The following is a 22,931-nucleotide window of genomic DNA, read 5'->3' on the forward strand; positions in this document are numbered from 1 at the left end:
GCAGACTAAATAGACACACAAAAACCTCTTCGAGACATTATACATTCCTGCGAGGAGCGCTAACGACATAGCGCCCCGACCGCAGGCTTTCTCCTCGTGATGATCGTGATGACAAGGCGTAGAGCGCTGAGTTGAATCGTACCCAGACTGATTTGCAGCCTGTTTCAAAGACGCAGGCTTTCTTCCTGGTGGAACTGCCCATTTTGCCCGCCGTAGCGTATCGCGTCTGCCTGTCATGGCGCACCCTTGTTCTTGTCCCGATTCACGCATCCTCCCACCGCACCATGCCCATTACACCCGACGATGTCGACCACGTCGCCGAACTGGCGCACCTTTCGTTTGCCGACCACGAGAAGAAGCAGCTGGCCGATGAGATGAGCCGCATTCTCGACTATATCGACACGCTCAATGAGCTCGACACCGCAGGCGTGCCGCCTATGGCCCACGGGCTCGACCACCAGAACGTAACGCGTAGCGATGAGCCCACCGAGCGCATCAGTCGCGACGACGCGCTCAAAAATGCCCCCGACACCGACGGCACCCACGTGCGCGTGCCGCGCGTGATCGACTCCAACGGGTAACCTGCCGTTCGCATCCCCTGACTTAAACGCCTGGTTTTGTCTGCATGGCCCACTCGTCTGCTGACCTCAGCTCGCCTCGCTGGAAGCAATCTGCGCTACGCCACGGGCTGCCCCTTGTCGGGTTCTTCGTGCTGTCGCTTCTTTACTTTGCACCAGTACACTTCGGCGGTCAGGGACTGCACGGTAACGATATCGTGCAGTGGCGGGGCATGGCCGAGGCCATGATCGAGTACGAGGAGCAGACCGGCGAGCCTGCCCTGTGGGCCCCGAACGTGTTCTCAGGGATGCCCGGCTATCACATCCGCTACGCACCGGCGGCTCCACAGCTCGATACGATCATCGACGCCGCCCGCCCCTATCTCTGGCCCACGACCCACTTCTTCCTGCTGCTTGCTGGGCTCTACGCCCTTGTGTTCTACCTGGTGCGTGACCGCTGGGCTGCCTTGCTTGCTGCACTTGCGTTCGGATTCACGTCCTATCTGTTTATCATCTTAGGCGCCGGGCACCAGACCAAGTTTGTAGCGATTGCCTACGCCCCGTACCTGCTCATGGCATTTGCCTATGGGATGCGAAGGCCCGGTCTGCTGAGTAGCCTGCTCTTTGCCGTTGCCCTTAGCCTACACCTGCGCGCAGACCACCCGCAGATCACGTACTACGTGCTGATGCTCGCGCTCATCTGGTGGATCGTGGAGACGGTACGGGCCGGCCGCTCCGCTGCGTGGACGCCCCACCTGAAAGCCACTGGCTGGCTCGCCCTGGGTACGGCCATCGGCCTTCTCATGGTCATACACCCCTACTGGGCCACCTTCGAATACAAAGACTACTCCATTCGCGGCGCTGCCCCCGGCGGAGAGGCCGGCGAGGGTGCCCTCGACTGGGATTATGCCATGCGCTGGAGCCAGGGCCCCAGCGAGTTCCTCACGCTTCTCATCGCCGATGCCCTGGGCGGGGGCGGGCAGACGTACTGGGGCCCCAAACCCTTTACCGAGGGGCCCCACTACGTGGGCGGCATCGTCGTGGCGCTGGCCGGACTTGCGCTCTGGAAGGTGCGCACCCGCCTCGTGCTTACACTCGGACTCGGCGCGCTCTTTACGGGGCTCTTTGCGATGGGCCACCATGCCGCCTGGCTCAACCGGCCTATGTTCGAGTACTTCCCCTACTTCTCCGCCTTCCGCACCCCTGAAACATGGATGACCGTTACGGTGCTCTGTGTCGTGCTTCTGGCCGCATTCGGACTCCGGGCCCTTCTGAAGCGCCCCGCATCCCCCAGAGGAAAGCGCAAAAAGCGCCGTCATGCCCCCGATGGGCTCTCTACACGCGACAGCCTCATTCCGTTTGGCGCCGTAGCCGGCCTCACGCTCCTTCTTTGGGTCGGGGGCGACGCGTTCCTCTCGTTTGAAAACCCCGACGAGCGCACACGCCTCGAACAGGCCATCCAGCAGCAGCGTCCCGACCTGTCGCTCAACGACCCGCAGGTGCAGCAGTTTATCCGCTCGCAGCTCGCCGACCAGCGCGACGAGCGCCAGGAGCTGTTTCAGGCGGATACGCAGCGCACGCTCCTGTTCGTACTGCTGGCTGCCGGACTCGTATGGGCCTACCGCACGGAGCGGGTCGAGGCGCGCTGGGCGGTTGCCGTCGGGCTCGCGGCGCTCGTGCTGGTCGATCTCTGGGGCGTAGGTAAGCGCCATCTGAGTAGCGACGACTTCTCGCCCACACGCAGCGTGGAGCAGCAGATTTCGACCCATGACTTTGACCGCTTCCTTATCGAGCGTCGCGAAGAGGCTGGGGGCGCGGGGCACTTCCGCGTCTACCCCATGGCACTCAACCCGATGAACAATGCCGAACCGTCGTTCCATCACGAATCCATTGGCGGCTACCATGGCGCCAAGCTGCGGCGCTACCAGGACTACATCGACTTTATCTTGCAACCGGGGCAGCGCCAGGGTCCTAACAAGGGCGCGCTCGATCTGATGGGCGGGCGCTATATCATCGGGCAGCGCGCGTTGCCCGGTACCGAATCCATCTACCGTAGCGAACGCACCGGACTGCAGGTGTTTGAGAATCCTGATGCCCTGCCCCGCGCGTTCTTTGTGGACCGCGTGGAGGTCGAGTCGGACGTCGAGGCGATGTGGAGCCGCCTGCGCGATGCATCGACGAACCTGCGGGCTCAGGCGTTCAAGCACCAGCCCCTTGAAGCCGATCTCGACCCGGTCGACGCTGACGATCCGCCGTCGGTTACGCTTGGAACGTTTACCCCTCCTGAAATTGAGTGGACCGTCGAAACCAGCGGCCAGCATCTTCTGGTCGTGAACGAGGTCTACTATCCCGCCGGGTGGAACGCCTACCTCAACGGCGAGCCTGTCCCGATTCACCGCGTAAACTACCTGCAGCGCGGCGTCGTCATCCCTGAAGGCGAGCACACGCTCGCCATGCGCTTCGAGCCTCGCTCCGATCGCGTGGGGGGCGTTATCGCACAGGTAGCTACAGCCGGCGTTTATCTGGGCGTCGTTGTGCTGCTCGCCCTGCCCTGGTGGCGTCGCCGCAAGAACGGGGCGCCAGATTCAGAATCTGACGACAAAGCCTCTTCTGGCGAAGGTTCTGGCAGGGGTTCTGCTTCAGAGACTTCTGCTTCAGGGGATGCATAGCGCCTCGCCCTTCTCATCACCGCAACGCGACGCCTGCATGCCTGCTGAACGCCGTGTTCTACTTATTGCGTACTACATGCCCCCGGCTGGCGGGCCGGCCGTGCAGCGCATTCTGCAGTTCGTAGAGGGCCTGCCCGCGCACAACTGGCAGGTCGACGTACTCACCGTGCAGGCCGGCGCGTACCCCACGACCGATCCGGGGTTGCAGGCAGCGGTGCCGCCGTCGGTGCGCGTTCACCGCACCCCCGCGCTCGACCCGTATGCGCTCTATGCTCGTTTGCAGGGCGCCCCCCGCACGCAAGATGCGATTCCCGCCGGATCCTTCGATCCACGGGCGGCTTCGTGGACCGAACACCTGGCCCGCTGGGTGCGTGCCAACATCTTTCTTCCGGATGCACGCATTGGGTGGTGGCCTTTTGGCGTATGGCGCGGCCTGCAGCTCTTGAAGCAGCATCGCTACGACGCCGTGCTCACCAGCGGCGCCCCGCACTCAGTGCACTGCATAGGGCACACGCTACACCGCATCACCAGCACACCATGGGTCGCTGACCTGCACGATCCGTGGACTGACATCGGGTTCTACGACGAGCTGCCTCATACGCGGTGGGCGCGCCACCTGGATGCTGCTCTGGAACGCGCTGTGCTGCAGACGGCTACCCGCGTGACCACCGTGAGCCCAACCTGGCGGGCGCTGTTTCAGGCAAAGGGCGCCACGATGGGTCCGGTCGTCGAGAATGGGTTTGCAGCGAGCGACATGGATGCACTCGACGTGCCCGTGCGGCGCGACCGGTTTGCGCTCTCGCATGTCGGGTCGCTCTACGCCAATCGCAACCCGGTTGCGCTCTGGGACGCGCTCGCTGACCTCCGTGGCCAGGGCCTGATGCCACTCCTGGAGCTGCAGCTTGTCGGGCGCGTGGCGCCGGTTGTTGAAGAGGCGCTCCGTGCTCGCGGTCTTCTTGACTGCACCACCGTGGTCTCGTTCGTTCCGCACGAGAAGGCCCTGCGGTATATGGCTGAGAGTGCCTTGCTTGTGCTCTGCATCGAACCGTTTGGCGTAGACACAGGCATGATTACCAGCAAGCTGTACGAGTACCTGTCCACGGGGCGGCCGGTGCTGGGAATTGGGCCTCCTGGTGGCGACGCTGCCGATCTGCTCCGTCAGCACGATGCCGGTGTGATGGCGGCCCGCGACGACGTTACAGCCGTCAAAGAGATGCTGATGTCGCACTATGCGGCTTGGGCCGACGGGGCCCCGTTGTCGGGGGCGGTGCGCGCTGCCCTTGCGTCTCACACCCGTACCGCTCAGGCGCGCCGCATGGCACACGCGCTTACTGACGCGCATCAGTCTGCCTAATTACGCATTCTTCTTGCACCTTGGTGGCGGCTCCTCGTGCGTGGAACGGGCGGTCGGGGTTCGCTTTCGTATGTCCGACGTATCTCCTAACGCTCCGTATCCCCCTATGCCTATTGGTGCCCATGTTTCTGTTGCCGGCGGTGTTGAGCATGCCGTAGACCGTCAGTGTGCTATCGGCGGCACGTGCGGGCAGATCTTTACGCATGCCCCGCAGATCTGGGCGCACACGCCGATTAGCGACGAGCAGGTTGCGGCTTTCCGGCAGGGCACGCAGGAGCGCCTTGCCGGCCCGTGGATGATTCATGCGTCGTATCTGGTGAATCTGGGCACGCCCAAGCCCGACCTACGCCGCAGGTCCATTCATTCGCTGCAACAGGAGCTCGACACCGCTGCGGTCCTCGGTATTCCGTACGTGAATGTGCACGCGGGTGCGCACACCGGATCTGGCGCCGATACCGGGCTGCAGAACGCCGCCTCGGCTCTGGATGCGCTTGAAGTACCAGACGGGGTTACGCTGCTTATTGAGACCGATGCGGGCAGCGGCACGAAGCTGGGCGCCCGCTTCGAGGAGCTTGCGTTTCTTCTCGATGCCTCCGCTCATGCGCTGGGCATCTGCCTCGATACCGCGCACGTGCTCGTAGCCGGGTACGACCTGACCACGCCTGCCGCAGTGGATGCTACGGTAGACGTCTTCGACGACGTGGTGGGCCTGGACGCCCTGAAGACGATTCACTTGAACGACTCCAAGCATGCCTGTGGCACGCATCGCGACGAGCACGCGCATATTGGCGAGGGATACATTGGCACGGCAGGCATGCAGCGCATCGTTACGCACCCGGCGCTGCGCGATCTGCCGTTTATCCTGGAGACGCCCAACACGGATGCCCGAGGCCATGCCGATAACATTGAGCGGGTGCGCTCGCTTCGCCGTGAAGCGGGCATCTCATCGTAAGGTCACGCAGGGCGCTGTGCAGGGCACCGTACCCCGTCGCAGGTCGCGGCGGACTCTACTGCTACCACCGGTCGTTGTGGTGATCGGGGCGGAGGTGGCGGAAGGTTGGGGTGAAGCGGAGGCGCACGCCTGTTATGCCGTCGGGGCCCAGCCCCAGGGCGAGGTCAAAGAACGTGGTGTCGCGAAAGAACGGAGCCACTCGCACGCCCACGTGCCCGCTCACGCGCAGGGGTACACCGGGCGTGGGGAGTGGCGTGCGCTCTATCGTTGCGTCGAAAGCGAACTGCTCGAACACGTCGTTGTAGACGGCCCCGGCGTGCCCCCCCACGTACGGCTCCAGCACGAGCAGATTCCCAATGTTGCGAGCCACAACGCGATAACGCGCCCCGAGCAGCACCCGATCGCGCGCCAGAAAGCGTCCGCGAGCCACCCCTGGCATACGAAAGGCATCAAGGGCCGACAGGTACGGCGGCGGAACAGAGCTACCGTCTACGCCGCGTGCCACGCGAGCGTTTGCCGTCAGGTCGAGCGTTTGGCGGTCTGTAAGCGAGACGTGCCCGGCCAGGTCGGCCTCGTAGCTCCAGAAATTGACCCCGCCCGACAGATCCAGATAGCGGCCCACCTGCACATGCGCCAGCACGCCATGGTTGGGCCCATGCTCGCGGTCGCGCGTGTCGAGAGCCAGCCCCAGCTGCGGACGCACGCCGGTCAGTGTCCTCGTACCGACCGAGCCGTCGCGGCTGCGTCCAAACGAGAGCAGGTATGCCTGCGAAGCCGTGTCGAGGCGGCTGAACGCGTTGTCGTCGTCATCGCGCTGGTCGTAGATGCGGTCGTGCACCACGTGCAGCTGCGCGTGCACCCGCAGCGCAGACGTCCCGAACGGCAGGTAGCGTCCTCGTACCCCGCCGCGCAGCTGCGTGCGATGCAATGAAAGGCGGGTGTCATCTTGCGGGAACGGTCCTACGCCGTAGAACCAGCCGTGGCGCGTATGGAAGACGCGCCCTTCGACGACCGTAAAGCCCAGAATGCGATGCCGCCACTGCGGCGACCACGCCACCGTGCCCACCTGCTGATGCTGTCCGACCAGCGCCGTAACGAGTCCGCGGCTTCCGCGCCCACCCAGGTTGTGCACCGAGAGCCCGGCACCCATCCCGAAGCCCGTGCGTGGCCCCCAGATGTTGGCCAGATACGGACGCGGATTCACCCAGACCGAAGCCTCCTGCTCTGCATCATTCTGCGCAGCGGCATCCTGCGCAGCGGCATCCTGCCCGAAGGCCCCGGGCGCCCACAGAACGATACACAGAACGAGAACGAACGCGACGGCGTGGACACGCACAGCTTGGATACGCACAGGCTTTCGGGTACATATTCGGAGAAGTTCGGACGCACCCGGGCAGCTGCTCCTGCACAAGTGCATAGGCTCTTCTATATTACGGGATAGAAGACACCCGATTGTGTTACTTTCATCAAAAGCCCCCTCCCATGCGCGTTCTTGTCATCGGAAGCGGCGGGCGCGAACACGCGCTCTGCCGGGCGCTCGCCGACAGTTCTTCGTGCACCCACGTCTTTGCTGCCCCCGGCAACCCCGGCACTGCAGCGGTAGGTACCAACCTTTCGCTCGACCCTGCTGACCACAGCGCTGTGGCCCGTTCCGTGCAGGAGCACGACATCGACTACACGATCATCGGCCCCGAAAAGCCGCTCGTTGACGGAATCGCCGACCACCTGCGGGCTCACGACCATCCGGTGATGGGTCCGAGCGCCGACGCTGCGCGGCTGGAGGGCAGCAAGGCCTTTGCAAAATCATTCATGCAGGAGCACGGCATACCTACTGCCTCGTTCCGCACCTTCGAGGCCAACGAGGCCGAGGCCGCCCACGACTACATCCGCACGCAGCCGGTACCTGTTGTAGTGAAGGCGAGCGGACTGGCCGGCGGCAAGGGCGCACTCGTCTGCACCACCCGCGAGGAGGCCCACGAAGCGCTCGACCGCATCGTCGACGATCGCGACTTCGGCGCAGCGGGCGACCGGGTCGTCATCGAAGCCTTCATGGAAGGCGACGAAGCCAGCGTGTTCGTCCTTACCGACGGCGACCGCTACGTGGTGTGTCCGCCGTCGCAGGATCATAAAGCCATCGGCGAAGGCGGCACCGGCCCCAACACCGGCGGCATGGGCGCCTATGCCCCCACCCCGCTGGTCGACGGCGCCACCCTTACCGCAGTATGCCGCACCGTCGTCGAGCCTACGCTCAAGGGGCTCTCCGATGCCGGCACGCCCTACCAGGGCATCCTGTACGTCGGACTCATGCTCACCGACGACGGCCCTAAGGTCGTTGAGTACAACTGCCGATGGGGCGATCCTGAGGCCCAGGTAGTGCTCCCGCTCCTTGAAAACGACCATGCCGCGCTCTTCGACGCCGTCGCCCGCAACGCCCTGACCGGCGTGCAGGTGCGCGCCAGCGCTGAAGCATGCGTGGGCGTCGTCCTGGCCTCGCAGGGCTACCCCCACGACTACGACACCGGCGTTCTCATCGAAGGCGTCGACCTGGCCGAGCAGATGGAGGGCGTACACGTCATCCATGCTGGCACCCGCCTCACCGAAGACGGTACCCTCGTTACCGACGGCGGACGCGTGCTCTGCGTTGTGGCTACCGCCCCCACCCTCGAAACCGCTATCGAACGCGCCTATGAGGGCGCCGACGCCATCCAGTTCGACGGCAAAACCCTTCGACGCGACATTGCCCGTAGCGGCCTGATGGCGACTTGATCGCGACTTGATGGTCTTCTAATTCCCTACAGCACATGTCCTACCTGGTTGGCATCTGGTGTAATTGGTATAGAGGGATGCGCACGCGGCCCCCTGTCGGGCATGGCATCGCGATCTACGTCGCCCTGGTGCTCATCGGGGCGTTCGGGCTCGCAGGCGCACCGTTGGCCGCCCCCCCAGCAGCTGATCGCGCTGATCCGGCTCCCGACGCCCACACCGATGCGCGCGTCGACACCCTGCGCATAGACGCCTCGCAGGTCGACACCCTGGCCACCTTCGACGACGCAACCGTCCTGCACCGCGACCCACGCGGGCGCCTCTATGTGCTCGACCCCGAGCGCCACCGGCTCTACGTACTCAACGCCGCCGGCGACCGGCAGCGCACCATAGGCGGAAGCGGATCGCGCGCCGGACAGTTCAGCCGGCCTGCAGGCATCGACCCAACAAACGGGCAGACCCTTCTCGTTGCTGATACCGGCAACGGACGTATCCAGCGCCTCGACGCAGACGGGCGCCCGCTGGAGCTGCTGCCGGTGTCGCATCGCGAGGAAGCGCTTGCCCCCGTCTACCGCCCAGCTCGCGACGAGCGCGCCCCAACCGGTACCGGACGCCCCACCGCCGTGCACAGCACTGCCGGCGACGGCCTGGCGCTCATTGAGTCTGATGCCCGCGCCGTGTGGTACCTCGACCGGCAGCGCACCCTCGTGCGGCGCCTCACACCGCCCGATGTGCCGCTTGCTCGCTGGCAGCCTCACGCGATTGCGCGCAGCGCACCCGGCGATCTCTGGATCGTCGATGCCGAACGGCCGCAGGTCCTCATCACCGATAGCTTCGGGAGTATCGTGTCTACCCATACGGCCCCCAGCGATGCCGGCCCGTTTGTGGACGTGTTCGCAACCGGGAGCGCAGTCGGACTTGTGCGCGCCGCTGGCATCACGCTGCATGATGCCAGCACGTACCGAGCACGCCAGCATATCGAGTGGCCTGCCAATGCCGCCCCTTTGCGAAGCGTAACGGCCAGCCGTGATACGCTCTACCTGCTCGCCGGCCCGCACCTCCTTTCGGTGCACCGGTAGCCCCGCTTGCCCGCTCCAGGCCGGGTAACGCTGCGGGCGCAGAAACCTACAGCTCCCTCTTTTTGTACTGCTCCCCCATTCGAAAGTACTGTATTTCCCTGTTAGATCGAGACAGTCATGCAGATAGATATCACAGAGCGCGCGCAGCACCAGCTTCGCACCGTTGCCGAGGAAGAATCGGTTGCTGTAGACGACACGTACCTGCGTATTGCCGTAGTCCCCGGCGGCTGCTCGGGACTGACGTACGACCTCGGCTGGGACACCACCCTGCAGGATGCCGACGAGGCCCACCAGGTCAACGACATCACCGTCATTGCCGACCAGCGCAGTGCGCTCTATCTTGACGGGTCTGAGCTCGACTTCACCGACGGGCTCGACGGCGAGGGCTTTCACTTTGCCAACCCCCAGGCCTCGCGCACTTGTGCCTGTGGCGAATCGTTTGGCGTGTAGCACGACTATAACGCACAACTATAATGTAGGTCTTGCGATTCTACCGTGGAATGCCTCAAAAAAGCAGCGCCCCAGGCTATATCACGATGTCCTCTACCGGACGTCGAAAGCGCTAACGGGGGTGTATAGCATCAGATAGGACGGGCGAGGTATACGTGTGCTTCGTTGCCCTTGCCCCCTGTCGGAGTCTAATCGCCCTCCCCGTACATATCTTTTGTGGTGCTGGCTACGCTTCGCATCCCCCTGTAGCTCTTATCGCTTGCTCAGGAAACGACGGAGCGGCTTGCCTTGCCCATGTACCCTCTTAATTAACGGTGGCTGCTGATGAACGGCATTGCTGTTGACACCCTTCTGACGTCGCTTGGGCTGGTTGCGGCCGGATTCACAGGCGCTTTTCTACTGTACAGGCTCTTTCGGTGGCTCGCTACGCTGGCCGATCGCAGCCGCTTTCAGATCGACGGTCTTGTGCTCCGTATCGTTGGGCGTCCAATTAGCGTACTGGTGGCGCTGGCGTCGGTGAACTACGCGCTCTTTCGGATTCCTGAGGTGCAGGCCCAGTTTGGGGCATGGAGCGGCGCCCAGAACGCGCTGCTTGTCATTACCGGCACGTGGATCTTCGCTAGCCTGGTGAAAGCCATCGTGCGCGAGTACGGCCTGCCGATGGCCGAGCGCACCGACACCGATGTAGACGAGCGCGTGGTTCGCCTGCTTGACCTTACGGCCGTCTACCTGATCTGGACCGGTGGTATTCTTATCGCGTTTCGCGAGATTGGCATTGAGATCACGGCGTTTATCGCCTCGCTTGGTATCGTGGGGCTGGCTGTGGCGCTGGCGGCTCGTACGGTGCTCTCGAACGTGCTGGCAGGTGTTACGCTCACTGCCGACCGCAATTTCCGTGTGGGCGATCGCATCCAGGTCGGCGACTACATCGGCGATGTGCTGGAGATTAACCTGCACAAAACGGTCATTCGCACGCGCGACAACGAGATTGTGCTTATCCCGAATGATGTGCTCGGCAAGGAGGTGATCATCAACCATATGCTGCCCGAGCAGACAACGCGGATTGAGATGACGATCGGCATTGCCTACGATGCAGATGTGGACCAGGCTACTTCTATTCTGCAGGAGATCCTCCACAACTCCGACCGCATTCACGACGATCCGCCGCCCGAAGTGAACGTGGCAGCGCTGGGTGACAACGCGATCGTTCTTCAGATTCTGGTCTGGATCGACCGCCCACGCGGCAAGCGCTCGGTGCGCGACACGGTGTACCGCAAGGCGCTGTCGCGATTTGCAGAGGCCGGCATCACGATTCCGTTTCCTCAGCGCACGCTTCATCTTGCCCCTTCTGCGCAGAACGTGTCTCTTCTTGCTGACGGATCTGCGGCGTCATAGCCGTAGACGCCGTGCCCGGCATAGCTCAGAGCAGGAACTACTGGCATGAAGCACACAAAGATAACAACTGCCCTTCTTTACCCGCTTGTCTTTGAGGGATATTGTCCTGTATCATACGTGCATACGCAGTAGTCTATTGCTCCTGCTTGACCTGTGGGTCGCCTGCAGGTCAAATGTGGGTTAACGCCCCTGCACGTATCTCCCACCCTGAACTTCTCGCTGCACCTTTACTTACCTGATAGTACTTATGCTTATCAATCTACCCGCTAAGCTTCGTGATTTTGGTCTGCTCTTGCTTCGACTGGGGGCCGGGCTCTTCATGTTTATCGGACATGGCTGGGGCAAGATCGTAGCGGGTCCGGAGCAATGGGAAGGGCTTGGGGGCACCATGGAGCTCATCGGCATCACCTTTCTTCCGGTGTTCTGGGGCTTTATGGCAGCTCTCGCCGAGTCAGTCGCTGCGGTGCTGCTTGCTGTCGGGTTCCTCACTCGCACCGCTGCGCTCCTCTTAATCGGCACGATGGGCATGGCTGCTTTCATGCACCTATCTCGCGGCGACGGGCTGTTTGGACAGGGAAGCGCCGAGATGGCCCTGCTGTACGGATTTATCTTCCTGACGTTCTTTATCACCGGCCCGGGCAAGTACAGCGTCGACGCGCTCATGGGTAACGAGCGCCGGTAACCCCTTGCGCCAATCAGTCAGACGATATAATTTCGCTGCCCGGTGTAGGCCCGGGCAGTGCATCTACTCTTCTTCGGGATCTGCCTCATGGCGCGTCCACACCAAGCGCTGCCCTTCGATGATTCCCACCTGGTCGGCATAGCCTGCGGGCACCTCCAGCACGTGCTGTGCCGGCACGCCCGACTGCACCTGCTCTTGCGAGTACGGACGCGTGTACTTGGTCATGGATACGATCTCGCCTTCACGGTCGGCAAAGATAATGTCGAGCGCCAGCGGCGTGTTTGCCATCCAGAAGCTCTGGGGCTGCTCCTGCTCAAAGATGAACAGCATGCCGCTGTCTTCCGGTAGCGACGTGCGCTCCATCAGTCCCCGTGCGCGTGCCGAATCGGTATCGGCAATCTCGATGTCGAGCGTGCGCAGCGTGTCGTTCTCCTGTAAGACATGCAGGGTGCCGTCCGACCGAAAGGGAATGGGATCTTCAATCTCCTCTTGCGCATCGGCAGGGGCTCCAGCCTCTTCCTCGGCACACCCCAGCAGCACAGCGCCGCACAGCGCAAGCAGGCAGAGTGGTATGATGCGGGCAGACCAGTACGAACACGACATAAACGGGATAAGATTAGCGAAGTAGTATAAGAAAGATCGTATGCGATAATCGTGCAGCGGGGAAGCACGTTATTCGTCGATTCGGGTCCACCGAATTCGCGCGTCGGTGCCAATGTTGTGGCGATCCACAAACCCGGCTCGCACCTCGACTACGTACCGGCGCGGTGCCTCCGGAGACACCTCTGCATCCGAGAAGGGACGCGTACGCTCCACAATGTTTATGATCTCTTCGTCATCGTCTACAAAAATCATATCGAGCGGGAGCGGCGTGTTGCGCATCCACATAGAACCCGTGCCGACTTCATCGAACACGAAGAGCATGCCTCTGTCATAGCTCATCGACCGGCGGTGCATAAGTCCCTGGGCCCGTGCCTGGTCGGTGTCGGCAATCTCGATGTCGATAACAGCCAGCGTGTCGCCCTCGGCCGACTCAAACGCGAGCGTGCCATCATGCCGGAACGTAGGAGGGTCTGTGGCCGTGCCGCGGCGCTCCTCTTCGGCACATCCGGTGGAAAGGAGAACGGTGCTCACAAGCAGAGCAGCCACGAGAAGCAATGACCCCGTACAAGACCCGGAATACCCGGCAGACAACTTCATGATGATGTTGGTGATGAGGAAGATAGCGTTTTCTGCATGTAGATGACGTTCGGCAGCGGGTTCTCGTAGTAGGCGTCAATCTCTTTAAAGCCAAAGCGTCTGTAGAGGCGAAGCGCTGCGCGAAGCGTATCGAGCGTGTCAAGACGCATCGTGGAATAGCTACGGCGGCGGGCCGCGTTGAGGATTGCGTCTACGAGAGCATTCCCCCACCCGGCGTCTCGTGCTTCGGGGCGCACGTACAGCCGCTTCATCTCGCACACGTCGGGCCGATCAAGCGGCTTCAGGGCTACGCATCCAACTGCCTCTGTGGGCAATGTTTCAGGAGGATGCGCAAGCAAGATTACCCCCTGCGGCGCAGCATACGGACCCGGAAGCGCCTGCAGTTCCTGCTCGAAGTCCTGAAAGCAGAGGTCTACGTCCAGTTCGCGCGCGTATTCGCGAAAGAGTTGCCTTGCCGTGTCGAGTTCGGCAGATGTTTGCACTGGACGAATTGGCATGCGAATATCGTGAGGTTGTTACGCGGTGTCTGAAAGCTTGGTATGTCGATTTTTTTGCTCTGGACGGCATGCTACCGGGCAGCATGCCCCCGGCTGGCGTACCTGCTACGTATCACTACGTACCCGCTTACCTTTCAGACCTCAAGTAGTTTGAACGGTTTAGAACCTGTTTTGATTTCTTAGTTTGAAAGCAGGCGCTGCACGATAGAGTTGTAAACGAGCCATCCGGCGTTTGTCAGACGCAGCGTGTTGTCGGTGATTGGGGAGATAAGCGCGTTTTCTTGCAGCCGGTCGAGCAGCGACGCGCGTTGCGCACGCAGGTCAACGCCGTAGACGTCGCGGTAGCGCGCCAGATTGAGTCCGTCGCGGGTACGCAGCCGCAGGGTGAGGTACTCGCCAGCCAGCGTCTCCGGGTCGACTTCCTCGCGCGTGGCAACCGGTGCACGGCCGTCGTTCAAGCGCTGCATATATACAGCAAGATCGGGTTCATTGACCCAGCGGTGGGGCTTCTCGTTGTGGCCGGGCCACCAGAAGCTGTGTGCAGCTGGCCCGATCCCGAGAAAACTGCCATGTGCCCAGTAGTTCTCGTTGTGCTGCGACCGGTGCCCCGGCCGAGACAGATGCGAAATCTCGTATGCTTCAAAGCCTTCCTCCTCCAAGTCAAGCAGTGCGTGGCGGTATTGCTTAGCGCGCGTCATTTCGGTTTCGTTGTCGCGCGGCACAGTCGGCCACTCGATGAGCGTAATGTGCGGTACCTCAAGCGCAACAGCTTCGCGCAGCGTCTCTTGCCACATTTCAAGGGTCGACTCGGCCCATCCAAAAGCAATATCTACTGATATATTGTCGATACCAGCTGCCCGGCTACGCGCCACCGCTGGCTCGATATGATGGGCCTGATGCGGTGCGCCGATCGTACTCAGTTCTTCATCAAAGAACGAAAGCGCGGCAAGGCTAACCCGGTTGAATCCCATTGCCGCCACCTTCTGCATATACGCGTCAGAGGCATCCCGAGGATTCACTTCAATGGTGACCTCTGCCGTTCCCTCTACATCGAATACGCGTACTTTCTCGGCTACCGTCTCCAAGTCGGAGATCGGAACCAATGAGGGGCGTCCGCCGCCCACGTAGATCGACGATATTCCAGCCGTGCTGTGCGCAGCCTCGTACTGATCCAGTTCGCTGACCAGCGCACGCGCAAACGCATCGTAATCGGGCCGGTGCGATGCCACGACAACGGAGTCGTCATAGGCGCGATCGCTTTTGCGGAATGGGACGTGTATATAGAGACCAGCCATAGCAAAGAGTGGTTGTGTTACGGAATAAAGAGTTGAGGCTGCTTGTTTATCTTGAATGTAGATTCCACGCTCCACGCTGCAGATAGGCTCGTCTTGTGTTTACGACGGACTGGAAGCTGGTTTTTCAGCAACGAACGGCGGTCTCTCTTCAGGACGTTTTTGTTCGGAGGCCGCCCGTGGATCCCATTCATACACCTCGATCTGATCCTTGACCACCTCCAGCGAATCAATGAGCAACGATCGCACCATCGTATTCAGCTCTTGTTCGTAATTGGATGAAAACGCGGCATCTGCCGATATCGATGTAATCTCTGCGATGACACGGTCATTCTCTTCCGAGCCGATGTCGTCCATAATTCGGTTCAGAACATTGTATACGATATCGCTGATCGCCTCTTTCAGCAGGTGTGCGATTGTTGACCCTACGCCTGGGATCATACCGATGGTGCTAATTTCCCTGTTGTTGTTAACGGCCTGCGTAATAACCTCATCGATGTATTTCTGAAACTCAGGGCGGTACGAGCTATAGGCGTCTGCGGTAGCAGCCTGTAAGCGGTGCGTCAGTGCATTCACCAGGTCGTCGCGGCGCGGACCGATAACCTCTTTCGTGATGCGGTCTACGACGACGTCGTTCGTCGACACCTCGTGCTGAATGCCTGATACGATGCGCACCACAACCCGGTCGGTGATCTCCTGCACGAACCGGTCGCGGTAGTATACGAACGCCTCATAGGGAGCCGTCTGCGTAAGGTCGATGAGCCCAAGGCGCTGCATCTTGCGAATCATAACGACCAGCCGCAGTACGCGAAGCGACCGGAACGTGCCTACAGGAATGCATCCGAGAACGTCGTACCAGTGAACCAGTGGGTAGAAGTACCAGCGGCGGTAGGTGCCACGATAGATCGCGAGCCCCCACCGCACCAGAATCTCCGCTACAAAAATGGCGACGAAGACAAGATCGTAGAAGAGAAAGTTCGGGTGGACTTCCGTTGCATAGAAGTCGTAAAAGGCTGGAACGGTCGCCTCCAGAAGCTCCTGAAAGTGGCGGTACGTAAACGTCCAGTCGAAGACGATAAACACAAGATTCGCCGCGATCAGCACGAGCATGATCACGTCTACGACCAGCTCTCGGAACGTCCGTTTTCCGTTATCAGGATCTGCGGGTGCGGCAGCATCAGACATGGGCAAAGCCAGGTGGTAGCAAGGGCGTGCGTATCCCGCAGAACCTAATTTTTCTGTGCGGGGCGTTCATGAGATACAATACAGCCGCCCTATATGCAATCTCACTCTTTGCCATGCCCCTTCGCCCCACGATCTGCCTGCTTACCAGGCCATCAGCTTCATGCAAAACACGGAGCCACCTGCTTTCAGAAACTCGCCCGTGTCGAGGGGCACGGGAGTAAACCCGGCGTCGCGCAGGCGCGCCTCTGTGACGGTGCAGCCCTCCTGGATGAGCACGTGTTCGGCGTCGGGGCAGTGTGCGTTGCATGCAAAGAGCGATCGCGCCTCATCTTCAGGAGCTTCAACCAGCGCATCAAACCCCGCATTTAACAGCGCGAGTCCGTCTTCGTCGAATGCGCCCGGGTAGTAGAGCGCGGTGTCGGCATCCAGCACGCTGAGGCAGGTATCGAGGTGGTAGAAGTCGGGGTCGTCGAGGTGAAGTGCGTAGATGGGTACGTTGAGCAGGCCCTGAATAGCCTCGTAGACATCAAGGTCGGTGCGGAAGCCGTATCCGCCCCAGAGCGCCGCATGGCCGGGATGCCAGATGGCATCGCCCATCCCCTCGAAGGAGCCCTGCACGTCGTCGGGCAGGGTATGCACCGCGTACCCCTGCTTCTCGAAGAAGTCCCGATAATGCGGGACCTCGTCGCGGCGCTCCGGGGCATGCATGCGGCTAAGCACGACCCCGGTTTCGTGGGTTTCGGGATCGCGATACGGAAGCGTCTGGTTGGCACAGAACACCATGTCGGGCAGATCTGGTACGCCGTCTACGACGTGCACATCGCAGTCGAGCGCCGTATATGCGGCTCGTAGCGCTTTCCACTGCTGCCAAGCCACCTCGGTGTCGACCGCACCCACATTGTCGGCCATGTGCGGATTGATGACGTATGTAACGTCAAAGTGTGCAGGCGTTGTGAGCACCGCTTTCTGAGGACGCGACAGGGCTGGCGTGCGGGTAGGGTGCGGAAGCGCTTCGCTGGGCGTGGTGTAAACCATGAAAGACGTCTTCTATCGTGAGGAAAGCATCATTTCGGCCAGGGCGCGCTGGGTGGTACTTATGTCGATGTGGACAAATCGTCCCTGGTCGTTGATAGCTATATCCTCAAGGATCGCTCGCTGATCCGCTGACAGCCCCTCGTAGGACTGCGCGCCCGAGGCGACCCCCTGCAGCAGGCGGCGCACGTCGCGTGCGTTGTCATCGGCGACGAGCGTTATGCGCGATTGCACTGTTTCTTCGCCAAGCGTAACGCCCATGCCTGCCTGACGCGTTACTGTTGCAACGCGAGCCAGACGGCGCTGCCACTCCTGCGCACTGTTCTGCTCCTGCACGGTTTCGAGAGCATTGTCCATTTCTTCGGGCAGGGTAAGCAGCACCGACCAGGCCGATCCAGACTGCGAGGCATACCCGATGAGCTCGCGGTCGTCGATAGACGGCACGAACCCAGGTGCGTCTCCCTCTATGCGTTCAAGGAGCGCCTCAATATCGCGGGCGTCGCCAACAGCGATTCGGTGGCTATCGAGCAGGGCCAGGTGACGATCGGAGGCGCTGTCTTCGCCGTTGCGTGGCGCGAAAGCAAACATGGGAATATCGTGCACTTCGTCAAGCGGCACGATCAGATCGCCGGCTTCGCGGAGCGAGGACGCAAGACGCTCGCGCGTGAAGTCGGCGCGCAGCACGAGCAGAGGCGCCTGCAGCATGCCTTCGTTGCCAACCGGAGCTGCGCCTACGTACGCGGCGTGCAGATCGGTATCCGGGTTGAAGCCGGATGCTTCAATGAAGGCGTTGAGGTCGTTGCGCTGCTCACGGGTGAGCGGGTCAAAGACTACGTCGCTGTCGAGCAGTGTGAGCCGAATACCGCGCTCGCCAAAAAACGAGATTCCTGCTTCGTCCTTGAGGTGCTGCAGGTTGACCATGGAGAGGCTCTGCGTACCCTCGGGGAAGACCGAAATGGCGTTGAGCGTATCATCAGCTACGGGCGGCGGGTCGGGCTGGCACCCTGTGAGCGTAAGGAGAGCGATCGCGAACGCCGCAATGGGAGTCCAGAGAGATCGGCGCTGGAGTGAAGCAAGCGAGCATGCCATATCGAAATGGGGATGCATGTATGTGCAGTGTAGAACGCAGCGCCTACAAGACGCAGACTGGCGAGGGGTTGTTACAGAACCGGAGCTGCCTGGGTTGTGCTGCAGAGGCAGCCCCGTTCGCATCCCTCTTGCCTTACCTGCCCATAAGTACTACGAACGCTGTACTGCGAACGATTATGCAGACCGTGCGGGTCGGCTTTTCTGTGCCGGTATGGTAGTCGTTAAAAGTCGCGCCGGTTGAAGATCCAGAGCGCGAGCCCGTAGGCTACGGCCCCAAAAGCCACCGCCGAAAACAGCGGGTACCAGTCTGTCGCAGATTCGGCCCGGGCTAAACGGGCAGCCAGGCCCGACACCTCGGCGAAGTTGGGCATGATGTGGTAGAGCGCGACAAATGCGGTTGAGCCGACCATGCCGAGCGTATCGAGAATCGCGTCGGAGGCTGCTAAGACAATCGATGCAAAGATGAGTCCGTAGCTCACGATAAGCGCGAGAGCGGTGCTCTCGGTCCACACGCCCATGAGCGCGACCACGCCGTACATAACGCCGAACATGAGCACGACGAGTCCGATGCTGAGCAGAAAAGGCAGGTGCCATACGCCGGTTTTGATGGAGAGGATGAGCCAGACTCCGCCCATGAGGTAGAGCGCGAGGACGGAGACGGCGACCCAGACGCCGGCGATGTGGCTGAGCAGGAGTGGGGTGCGCCCTATGGGCTTGGAGAGCAGCAGGTCGATGTGGCCGCGTTCGAGGAGCGAGACGGAGAGCGGTGCGGTGGCAAAGAGGGCAAGCAGAATGCCGATCCAGTACGTAGCGCCTGCCACGGCCGACTCGATGCCAAAGACCAGCTGTTCGAGCGAGAGGCCCTCGACAGGCCCATCGGGCGTTTGCCCGAAGAGGCGGAGTCCGGCAAGGGAGCCGTCGACCACGTCGAGGTTGAGCGCGAAGGCCACCATCATCAGAATGAGCGAACTGATGATAAACAGGCCCAGCACAATCTTTTTGGTCCAGAGCTCGCGAAACGTAAGGTAGATAAGTCCGAGCGTAGGCTGCATGTAGCGGTAAGGGGGGTTGGGCAAGAGCGATGTGCGGCAAGGCGGCCTCAGGCCGACGGGGGCGACACCACGTCGATGAAGTAGTCTTCCAGGGAGCGCCGCACGGGCTCGACGGCTTCGAGCTCCACGTTATGACTGCGTAGCGTGTCGAGCAGTGCGTTCAGGTCGGTGCGGGTTTCGGCGGCTACGCGCCACTGCTCCAGTTCAGGCGCAGGCGCCTCGTCAACCCGCATCATCTGGCTGGCGGCTGCGCCGGGCAGGCTGTCGGGAAGCGGGGTGCAGGTAATCCGGTATTCGCGCTCGACGCTTGTGAGCTGGCCAATCCCTCCCTGTCGTACCAGTTCGCCCTCGTTCATGATGGCAACTTCGCCACATACTTTTTCGACCTCAGAGAGCAGGTGTGAGTTGATGAAGATGGTCGTGCCTTCATCGCGCAGCCATACGAGCAGGTCGCGGATGTCGCGTCGGCCCACCGGATCTACTCCATCGGTAGGCTCGTCGAGAAACAGAAGGTCGGGATTGTTGAGCAGGGCCTGTGCGATGCCGACCCGCTGAAGCATTCCTTTTGAGAAGGTGTTGATCTTGCGATCGGCCTGAGCAGAGAGGCCCACTTTTTCGAGCAGTTCGGGGATGCGTGTCGCACGCTCTGCAGTGGACACCCGCCCCATCCGCCCGTACAGATCGAGCATCTGTGTAGCGGTGAGGAGTCCGGGGAAGGTGTGTTTCTCGGGCAGGTAGCCCACACGTGTTCGCGCTTCGGCCCGCGTAGCGGGTACGTCGAAGAGGTGCGCATCGCCTGCTGTAGGGTGTACAATGCCAAGAAGGATCTTGACGAGGGTTGTTTTGCCTGCACCGTTGGGCCCCAGCAGTCCAAATACATGGCCGCGCCCTACCGTAAGGTCAATGCCTCGGAGCGCCTCGACGGTCTTGTTGCGAAAGAGTCCACTGCGGTAGGTTTTGCAGAGTCCGTCAACAGCAATAGCAGCAGACATAGCAGTCAAAAGCGAGCGTGTAAGAATAGAGCGAGTGCATCAGGAAGGTTCTGCGGAGTTTGCGGCGCCCCAAAACGTTCTCTGCCACACAAGACGAATGTAGGAGAGGCATTGTTACGCACCGCGTTGCGTGTAGCACCAGCTACAGTGTCCTCTCAGCCTATGTGTGGTGCTAGCTTTCAACGTGGCTATACGTCGGCGTCGGTGAGCGCTTCGAGCCCTGGGAGCGGCTCGCCTTCAAGCAGTTGCAACATGGCTCCGCCGCCGGTAGACACATGGCTGATGCGATCGGTTTTGCCGGCTACGTTCAGTGCCGATACGGAATCGCCCCCGCCAACGACGGAAAAGGCGCCGTTATCGGTAGCTTCGGCAACGGCTTCGGCAATTGCGATCGTGCCCTGTGCGAACGCCTCTGTTTCGAAGACCCCCATGGGACCGTTCCAGATGATGGTTTTGGCTTCACCGATATAGTCGGTATACGCCTTTACGGTAGCCGGGCCAATGTCGAGGCCCATTTTTTCGTCAGGGATGCCGCCCTCGGAGACCCCCGCGGGCGCTTCGTCCTCGATCGAGTTGGCATAGACATGATCTTGTGGCAGGTGCAACACATCGCCGGCCTCATCGGCGAGGGATTCAGCTTGCTCCAGCCGGTCTTCCTCGACCAGCGAGTTCCCGACCTCTTCGCCCTGTGCTTTCAGGAAGGTGTACGTCATGGCTCCGCCTACGAGCAGGTGCGCTGCATTTTGAGATAGACGCCGCACGGTGCCCATTTTGTCGGACACTTTAGCTCCACCAAGAATCGCGACCATGGGCGGCTCTGGTTCGTCGCGCACCTTGGTGAGCACCTCGACCTCTTTTTCCATGAGGCGTCCCATAACAGCAGGCTGCACACGCTCGGCCACGCCTGCTGTGGAGGCATGGGCGCGGTGTGCGGCCCCAAAGGCATCGTTTACGTAGATGTCGGCGAGGGCAGCGAGTCCATCGGCAAAGTCATCGCTATTGGCTTTTTCCCCTGGATCGAAGCGTGTATTTTCAAGAAGAATAACGCATCCATTCCCCATGCCGTCGATTGCTTCCTGCACGGCATCGCCAATGGTGTTGCTGGAGAAGCGAACACGCTCTTCCAGCAGCGTGTCGAGATGATCGGCGACCGCTGCAAGGCTCAGGTCCGGGTCGGGAGCCCCGTTGGGGCGCCCCAGGTGGCTAATGAGAATTGCCTTTCCACCTTTGTCGAGCACGTGTCGTATGGTAGGCAGTGCAGCCCGAATCCGTGTATCGTCGGCGACGGTAGGGCGGTTGTCATCTTCGCTGTGCTTAAGCGGCACGTTGAAGTCGACCCGGATGAGTACGCGCTTGCCTTTTACATTTACCGCGTCGAGGGTGAGTTTTTTCATGGCAGGCTGTGTAGAGCATCTATTTGAGGAGATAAAACGCAGGACCGGAACGAGAGGACATCTCCCATTCCGGTCTGCGGCGACTGTGTCTTTACACGTTTAGGACATCGACGAAATTTTCTGAGCCAGGTCAACGACGCGGCTGGCATAGCCCCATTCGTTGTCGTACCAGCCCGTAACCTTGATCATCTCGCCCGTTACCATGGTCGACGGTGCGTCGTAGATGCAGGAGTGCGGGTTGTGGATGATATCGGCCGAAACGATCGGAGCTTCGTTGTACTCAAGGACCCCCTTCATGGCCCCTTCGGCAGCGGCCTTAAAAGCAGCGTCTACGGCTTCAACGGAGGCCTCTTTCTCGACGTGTACCGTCAGGTCGGTGATCGATCCGTTTGGGATGGGCACGCGCATGGCCATGCCGTCGAGCTTACCATCAAGCTCGGGCAGCACCAGTCCGACCGCTTTTGCTGCGCCGGTCGAGGTTGGGATGATGGAGGCAGCAGCGGTGCGTGCACGGCGAAGGTCGCTGTGCGGACCGTCTACGATATTCTGCGATGACGTGTAAGCATGGATGGTCGTCATGAGACCATGCTTGAGCCCGAAGGCCTCGTCGAGCACCTTCGCGAGCGGCGCCAGGCAGTTTGTTGTGCAGCTGGCGTTAGATACGATCTTCTCGTCGCCTGTCAGGATCTCATCGTTCACCCCGAGCACGACTGTGGCGTCGACCTCGCTTTTGGCCGGCGCACTAATCACGACCTGCTTGGCCCCGGCTTCGAGGTGTTTGCCTGCGGCTTCGCGTGTGCGGAAGAGTCCCGTCGACTCCACCACGATGTCGCATCCCACATCGCCCCACGGGAGGTTGGCGGGGTCTTTTTCGTTGAAGACGGGAAACGTGATGTCACCTACGGTAATGGAATCGTCGGTGTGCGAGACCTCCGTATCCAACGTGCCGTGTACCGAGTCATACTTGAGCAGATGAGCCAGCGTGGCAGCGGGCGTAAGATCGTTAATACCGGCAATCTCAAAGTCGGTATCGCCACGCTCAATGATGGAGCGTAGTACCAGGCGGCCGATGCGGCCGAATCCATTGATACCAAGTGTAGTAGCCATGGGTGAAATGGTCTTGAGTGAGAAATCATCGAATACAAAGACGCCGCGGGCCGGTCTGGTCGTTGCTATTCAACCGTCCCGCCGGCTTCTCATGACAGATGCAGCGTGGAGATACGCCGTGTTAGCGCTTTGCTACGCATACTCCTGCGAGTGGCGAAGGCCTCAACCTGGGTCTGCGCGTCAGCATAAC

21 protein-coding genes are annotated in these 22,931 nt (G+C 61.2%); 9 read left to right on the forward strand and 12 right to left on the reverse strand.

The window, feature by feature from the left end; translation table 11 throughout:
* The first annotated feature begins 284 nt into the window (after positions 1 to 284).
* The 4 genes from gatC (at position 285) to PPP56_RS08125 (ending at position 5,532) form a co-directional block, all read left to right on the forward strand.
* Complete coding sequence (gene gatC, locus PPP56_RS08110; protein ID WP_353563565.1) at positions 285 to 581, forward strand: Asp-tRNA(Asn)/Glu-tRNA(Gln) amidotransferase subunit GatC; 297 nt, start codon at positions 285 to 287, stop codon at positions 579 to 581.
* Positions 582 to 625: 44 nt separating this feature from the next.
* Complete coding sequence (locus PPP56_RS08115; RefSeq protein ID WP_353563539.1) at positions 626 to 3,226, forward strand: hypothetical protein; 2,601 nt, start codon at positions 626 to 628, stop codon at positions 3,224 to 3,226.
* Positions 3,227 to 3,263: 37 nt separating this feature from the next.
* A complete protein-coding gene (locus PPP56_RS08120; RefSeq protein ID WP_353563540.1) occupies positions 3,264 to 4,580 on the forward strand; it encodes a glycosyltransferase in 1,317 nt (438 codons plus the stop codon).
* A gap of 106 nt (positions 4,581 to 4,686) precedes the next feature.
* Positions 4,687 to 5,532 (forward strand): deoxyribonuclease IV, encoded by an 846-nt coding sequence (locus PPP56_RS08125; RefSeq protein WP_353563566.1) that lies wholly within the window; start codon positions 4,687 to 4,689, stop codon positions 5,530 to 5,532.
* A gap of 61 nt (positions 5,533 to 5,593) precedes the next feature.
* On the opposite strand, the gene PPP56_RS08130 is transcribed toward PPP56_RS08125, so the two are convergent.
* Positions 5,594 to 6,883 (reverse strand): BamA/TamA family outer membrane protein, encoded by a 1,290-nt coding sequence (locus tag PPP56_RS08130; protein WP_353563541.1) that lies wholly within the window; start codon positions 6,881 to 6,883, stop codon positions 5,594 to 5,596.
* 131 nt (positions 6,884 to 7,014) lie between these two features.
* On the opposite strand from PPP56_RS08130, the gene purD reads away from it, so the two are divergent.
* The 5 genes from purD (at position 7,015) to PPP56_RS08155 (ending at position 11,901) form a co-directional block, all read left to right on the forward strand.
* Positions 7,015 to 8,298 (forward strand): phosphoribosylamine--glycine ligase, encoded by a 1,284-nt coding sequence (gene purD, locus PPP56_RS08135; RefSeq protein WP_353563542.1) that lies wholly within the window; start codon positions 7,015 to 7,017, stop codon positions 8,296 to 8,298.
* Between the two features lie 35 nt (positions 8,299 to 8,333).
* Positions 8,334 to 9,374, forward strand: a complete 1,041-nt coding sequence (locus PPP56_RS08140) for an NHL repeat-containing protein (protein WP_353563543.1) — start codon at positions 8,334 to 8,336, stop codon at positions 9,372 to 9,374.
* A 117-nt stretch (positions 9,375 to 9,491) separates the two neighbouring features.
* Positions 9,492 to 9,824: a HesB/IscA family protein gene (locus PPP56_RS08145; protein ID WP_353563544.1), complete on the forward strand. Its 333-nt coding sequence runs from the start codon at positions 9,492 to 9,494 to the stop codon at positions 9,822 to 9,824.
* A gap of 324 nt (positions 9,825 to 10,148) precedes the next feature.
* Entirely contained in the window at positions 10,149 to 11,219 is a 1,071-nt protein-coding gene (locus tag PPP56_RS08150; RefSeq protein WP_353563545.1) for a mechanosensitive ion channel family protein, read from the forward strand.
* Between the two features lie 247 nt (positions 11,220 to 11,466).
* Complete coding sequence (locus PPP56_RS08155; RefSeq protein WP_353563546.1) at positions 11,467 to 11,901, forward strand: DoxX family protein; 435 nt, start codon at positions 11,467 to 11,469, stop codon at positions 11,899 to 11,901.
* Between the two features lie 63 nt (positions 11,902 to 11,964).
* Here the strand turns inward: PPP56_RS08155 and PPP56_RS08160 are convergent, their stop codons facing one another.
* From PPP56_RS08160 to gap, 11 genes are all read right to left on the reverse strand, one after another.
* Positions 11,965 to 12,504: a DUF192 domain-containing protein gene (locus PPP56_RS08160; protein WP_353563547.1), complete on the reverse strand. Its 540-nt coding sequence runs from the start codon at positions 12,502 to 12,504 to the stop codon at positions 11,965 to 11,967.
* Between the two features lie 69 nt (positions 12,505 to 12,573).
* Entirely contained in the window at positions 12,574 to 13,035 is a 462-nt protein-coding gene (locus PPP56_RS08165) for a DUF192 domain-containing protein (protein WP_353563548.1), read from the reverse strand.
* Between the two features lie 62 nt (positions 13,036 to 13,097).
* Positions 13,098 to 13,598 carry a GNAT family N-acetyltransferase gene (locus PPP56_RS08170; protein WP_353563549.1) on the reverse strand — a complete coding sequence of 167 codons (501 nt, stop codon included), beginning with the start codon at positions 13,596 to 13,598 and terminating at the stop codon, positions 13,098 to 13,100.
* Between the two features lie 179 nt (positions 13,599 to 13,777).
* Entirely contained in the window at positions 13,778 to 14,893 is a 1,116-nt protein-coding gene (locus tag PPP56_RS08175; RefSeq protein WP_353563550.1) for a coproporphyrinogen-III oxidase family protein, read from the reverse strand.
* 99 nt (positions 14,894 to 14,992) lie between these two features.
* On the reverse strand, positions 14,993 to 16,075 hold the full coding sequence (locus tag PPP56_RS08180; RefSeq protein ID WP_353563551.1) for an ion transporter: 1,083 nt from the start codon (positions 16,073 to 16,075) through the stop codon (positions 14,993 to 14,995).
* A gap of 141 nt (positions 16,076 to 16,216) precedes the next feature.
* Entirely contained in the window at positions 16,217 to 17,110 is an 894-nt protein-coding gene (locus PPP56_RS08185; RefSeq protein WP_353563552.1) for a dimethylarginine dimethylaminohydrolase family protein, read from the reverse strand.
* A gap of 12 nt (positions 17,111 to 17,122) precedes the next feature.
* Positions 17,123 to 18,196: a hypothetical protein gene (locus PPP56_RS08190; RefSeq protein WP_353563553.1), complete on the reverse strand. Its 1,074-nt coding sequence runs from the start codon at positions 18,194 to 18,196 to the stop codon at positions 17,123 to 17,125.
* A gap of 221 nt (positions 18,197 to 18,417) precedes the next feature.
* Positions 18,418 to 19,272, reverse strand: coding sequence for a hypothetical protein (locus PPP56_RS08195; RefSeq protein ID WP_353563554.1), 855 nt, complete (start codon positions 19,270 to 19,272; stop codon positions 18,418 to 18,420).
* A 23-nt stretch (positions 19,273 to 19,295) separates the two neighbouring features.
* Entirely contained in the window at positions 19,296 to 20,240 is a 945-nt protein-coding gene (locus PPP56_RS08200) for an ABC transporter ATP-binding protein (protein WP_353563555.1), read from the reverse strand.
* Between the two features lie 188 nt (positions 20,241 to 20,428).
* Positions 20,429 to 21,634 (reverse strand): phosphoglycerate kinase, encoded by a 1,206-nt coding sequence (locus PPP56_RS08205; RefSeq protein ID WP_353563556.1) that lies wholly within the window; start codon positions 21,632 to 21,634, stop codon positions 20,429 to 20,431.
* Between the two features lie 99 nt (positions 21,635 to 21,733).
* The gene (gap, locus tag PPP56_RS08210) at positions 21,734 to 22,741 is read right to left on the reverse strand and encodes a type I glyceraldehyde-3-phosphate dehydrogenase (protein ID WP_353563557.1); all 1,008 of its coding nucleotides are present in this window, start codon (positions 22,739 to 22,741) and stop codon (positions 21,734 to 21,736) included.
* Positions 22,742 to 22,931: the final 190 nt, after the last annotated feature.

The organism is Longimonas sp., from assembly GCF_040409695.1.
GTDB lineage: Bacteria > Bacteroidota > Rhodothermia > Rhodothermales > Salinibacteraceae > Longimonas.

What these genes read in the sequence shown, in the direction of transcription:
- PPP56_RS08140 (WP_353563543.1), top strand. Translation starts at nt 8,334, where the DNA reads ATGTCCTACCTGGTTGGCATCTGGTGTAATTGGTATAGAGGGATGCGC.
- PPP56_RS08120 (WP_353563540.1), top strand. Translation starts at nt 3,264, where the DNA reads ATGCCTGCTGAACGCCGTGTTCTACTTATTGCGTACTACATGCCCCCG.
- purD (WP_353563542.1), top strand. Translation starts at nt 7,015, where the DNA reads ATGCGCGTTCTTGTCATCGGAAGCGGCGGGCGCGAACACGCGCTCTGC.
- PPP56_RS08160 (WP_353563547.1), bottom strand. Translation starts at nt 12,504, where the DNA reads ATGTCGTGTTCGTACTGGTCTGCCCGCATCATACCACTCTGCCTGCTT.
- PPP56_RS08155 (WP_353563546.1), top strand. Translation starts at nt 11,467, where the DNA reads ATGCTTATCAATCTACCCGCTAAGCTTCGTGATTTTGGTCTGCTCTTG.
- PPP56_RS08150 (WP_353563545.1), top strand. Translation starts at nt 10,149, where the DNA reads ATGAACGGCATTGCTGTTGACACCCTTCTGACGTCGCTTGGGCTGGTT.
- PPP56_RS08190 (WP_353563553.1), bottom strand. Translation starts at nt 18,196, where the DNA reads ATGGCATGCTCGCTTGCTTCACTCCAGCGCCGATCTCTCTGGACTCCC.
- PPP56_RS08115 (WP_353563539.1), top strand. Translation starts at nt 626, where the DNA reads ATGGCCCACTCGTCTGCTGACCTCAGCTCGCCTCGCTGGAAGCAATCT.
- PPP56_RS08205 (WP_353563556.1), bottom strand. Translation starts at nt 21,634, where the DNA reads ATGAAAAAACTCACCCTCGACGCGGTAAATGTAAAAGGCAAGCGCGTA.
- PPP56_RS08125 (WP_353563566.1), top strand. Translation starts at nt 4,687, where the DNA reads ATGCCTATTGGTGCCCATGTTTCTGTTGCCGGCGGTGTTGAGCATGCC.
- PPP56_RS08145 (WP_353563544.1), top strand. Translation starts at nt 9,492, where the DNA reads ATGCAGATAGATATCACAGAGCGCGCGCAGCACCAGCTTCGCACCGTT.
- gap (WP_353563557.1), bottom strand. Translation starts at nt 22,741, where the DNA reads ATGGCTACTACACTTGGTATCAATGGATTCGGCCGCATCGGCCGCCTG.
- PPP56_RS08185 (WP_353563552.1), bottom strand. Translation starts at nt 17,110, where the DNA reads ATGGTTTACACCACGCCCAGCGAAGCGCTTCCGCACCCTACCCGCACG.
- gatC (WP_353563565.1), top strand. Translation starts at nt 285, where the DNA reads ATGCCCATTACACCCGACGATGTCGACCACGTCGCCGAACTGGCGCAC.
- PPP56_RS08175 (WP_353563550.1), bottom strand. Translation starts at nt 14,893, where the DNA reads ATGGCTGGTCTCTATATACACGTCCCATTCCGCAAAAGCGATCGCGCC.
- PPP56_RS08170 (WP_353563549.1), bottom strand. Translation starts at nt 13,598, where the DNA reads ATGCCAATTCGTCCAGTGCAAACATCTGCCGAACTCGACACGGCAAGG.
- PPP56_RS08180 (WP_353563551.1), bottom strand. Translation starts at nt 16,075, where the DNA reads ATGTCTGATGCTGCCGCACCCGCAGATCCTGATAACGGAAAACGGACG.
- PPP56_RS08200 (WP_353563555.1), bottom strand. Translation starts at nt 20,240, where the DNA reads ATGTCTGCTGCTATTGCTGTTGACGGACTCTGCAAAACCTACCGCAGT.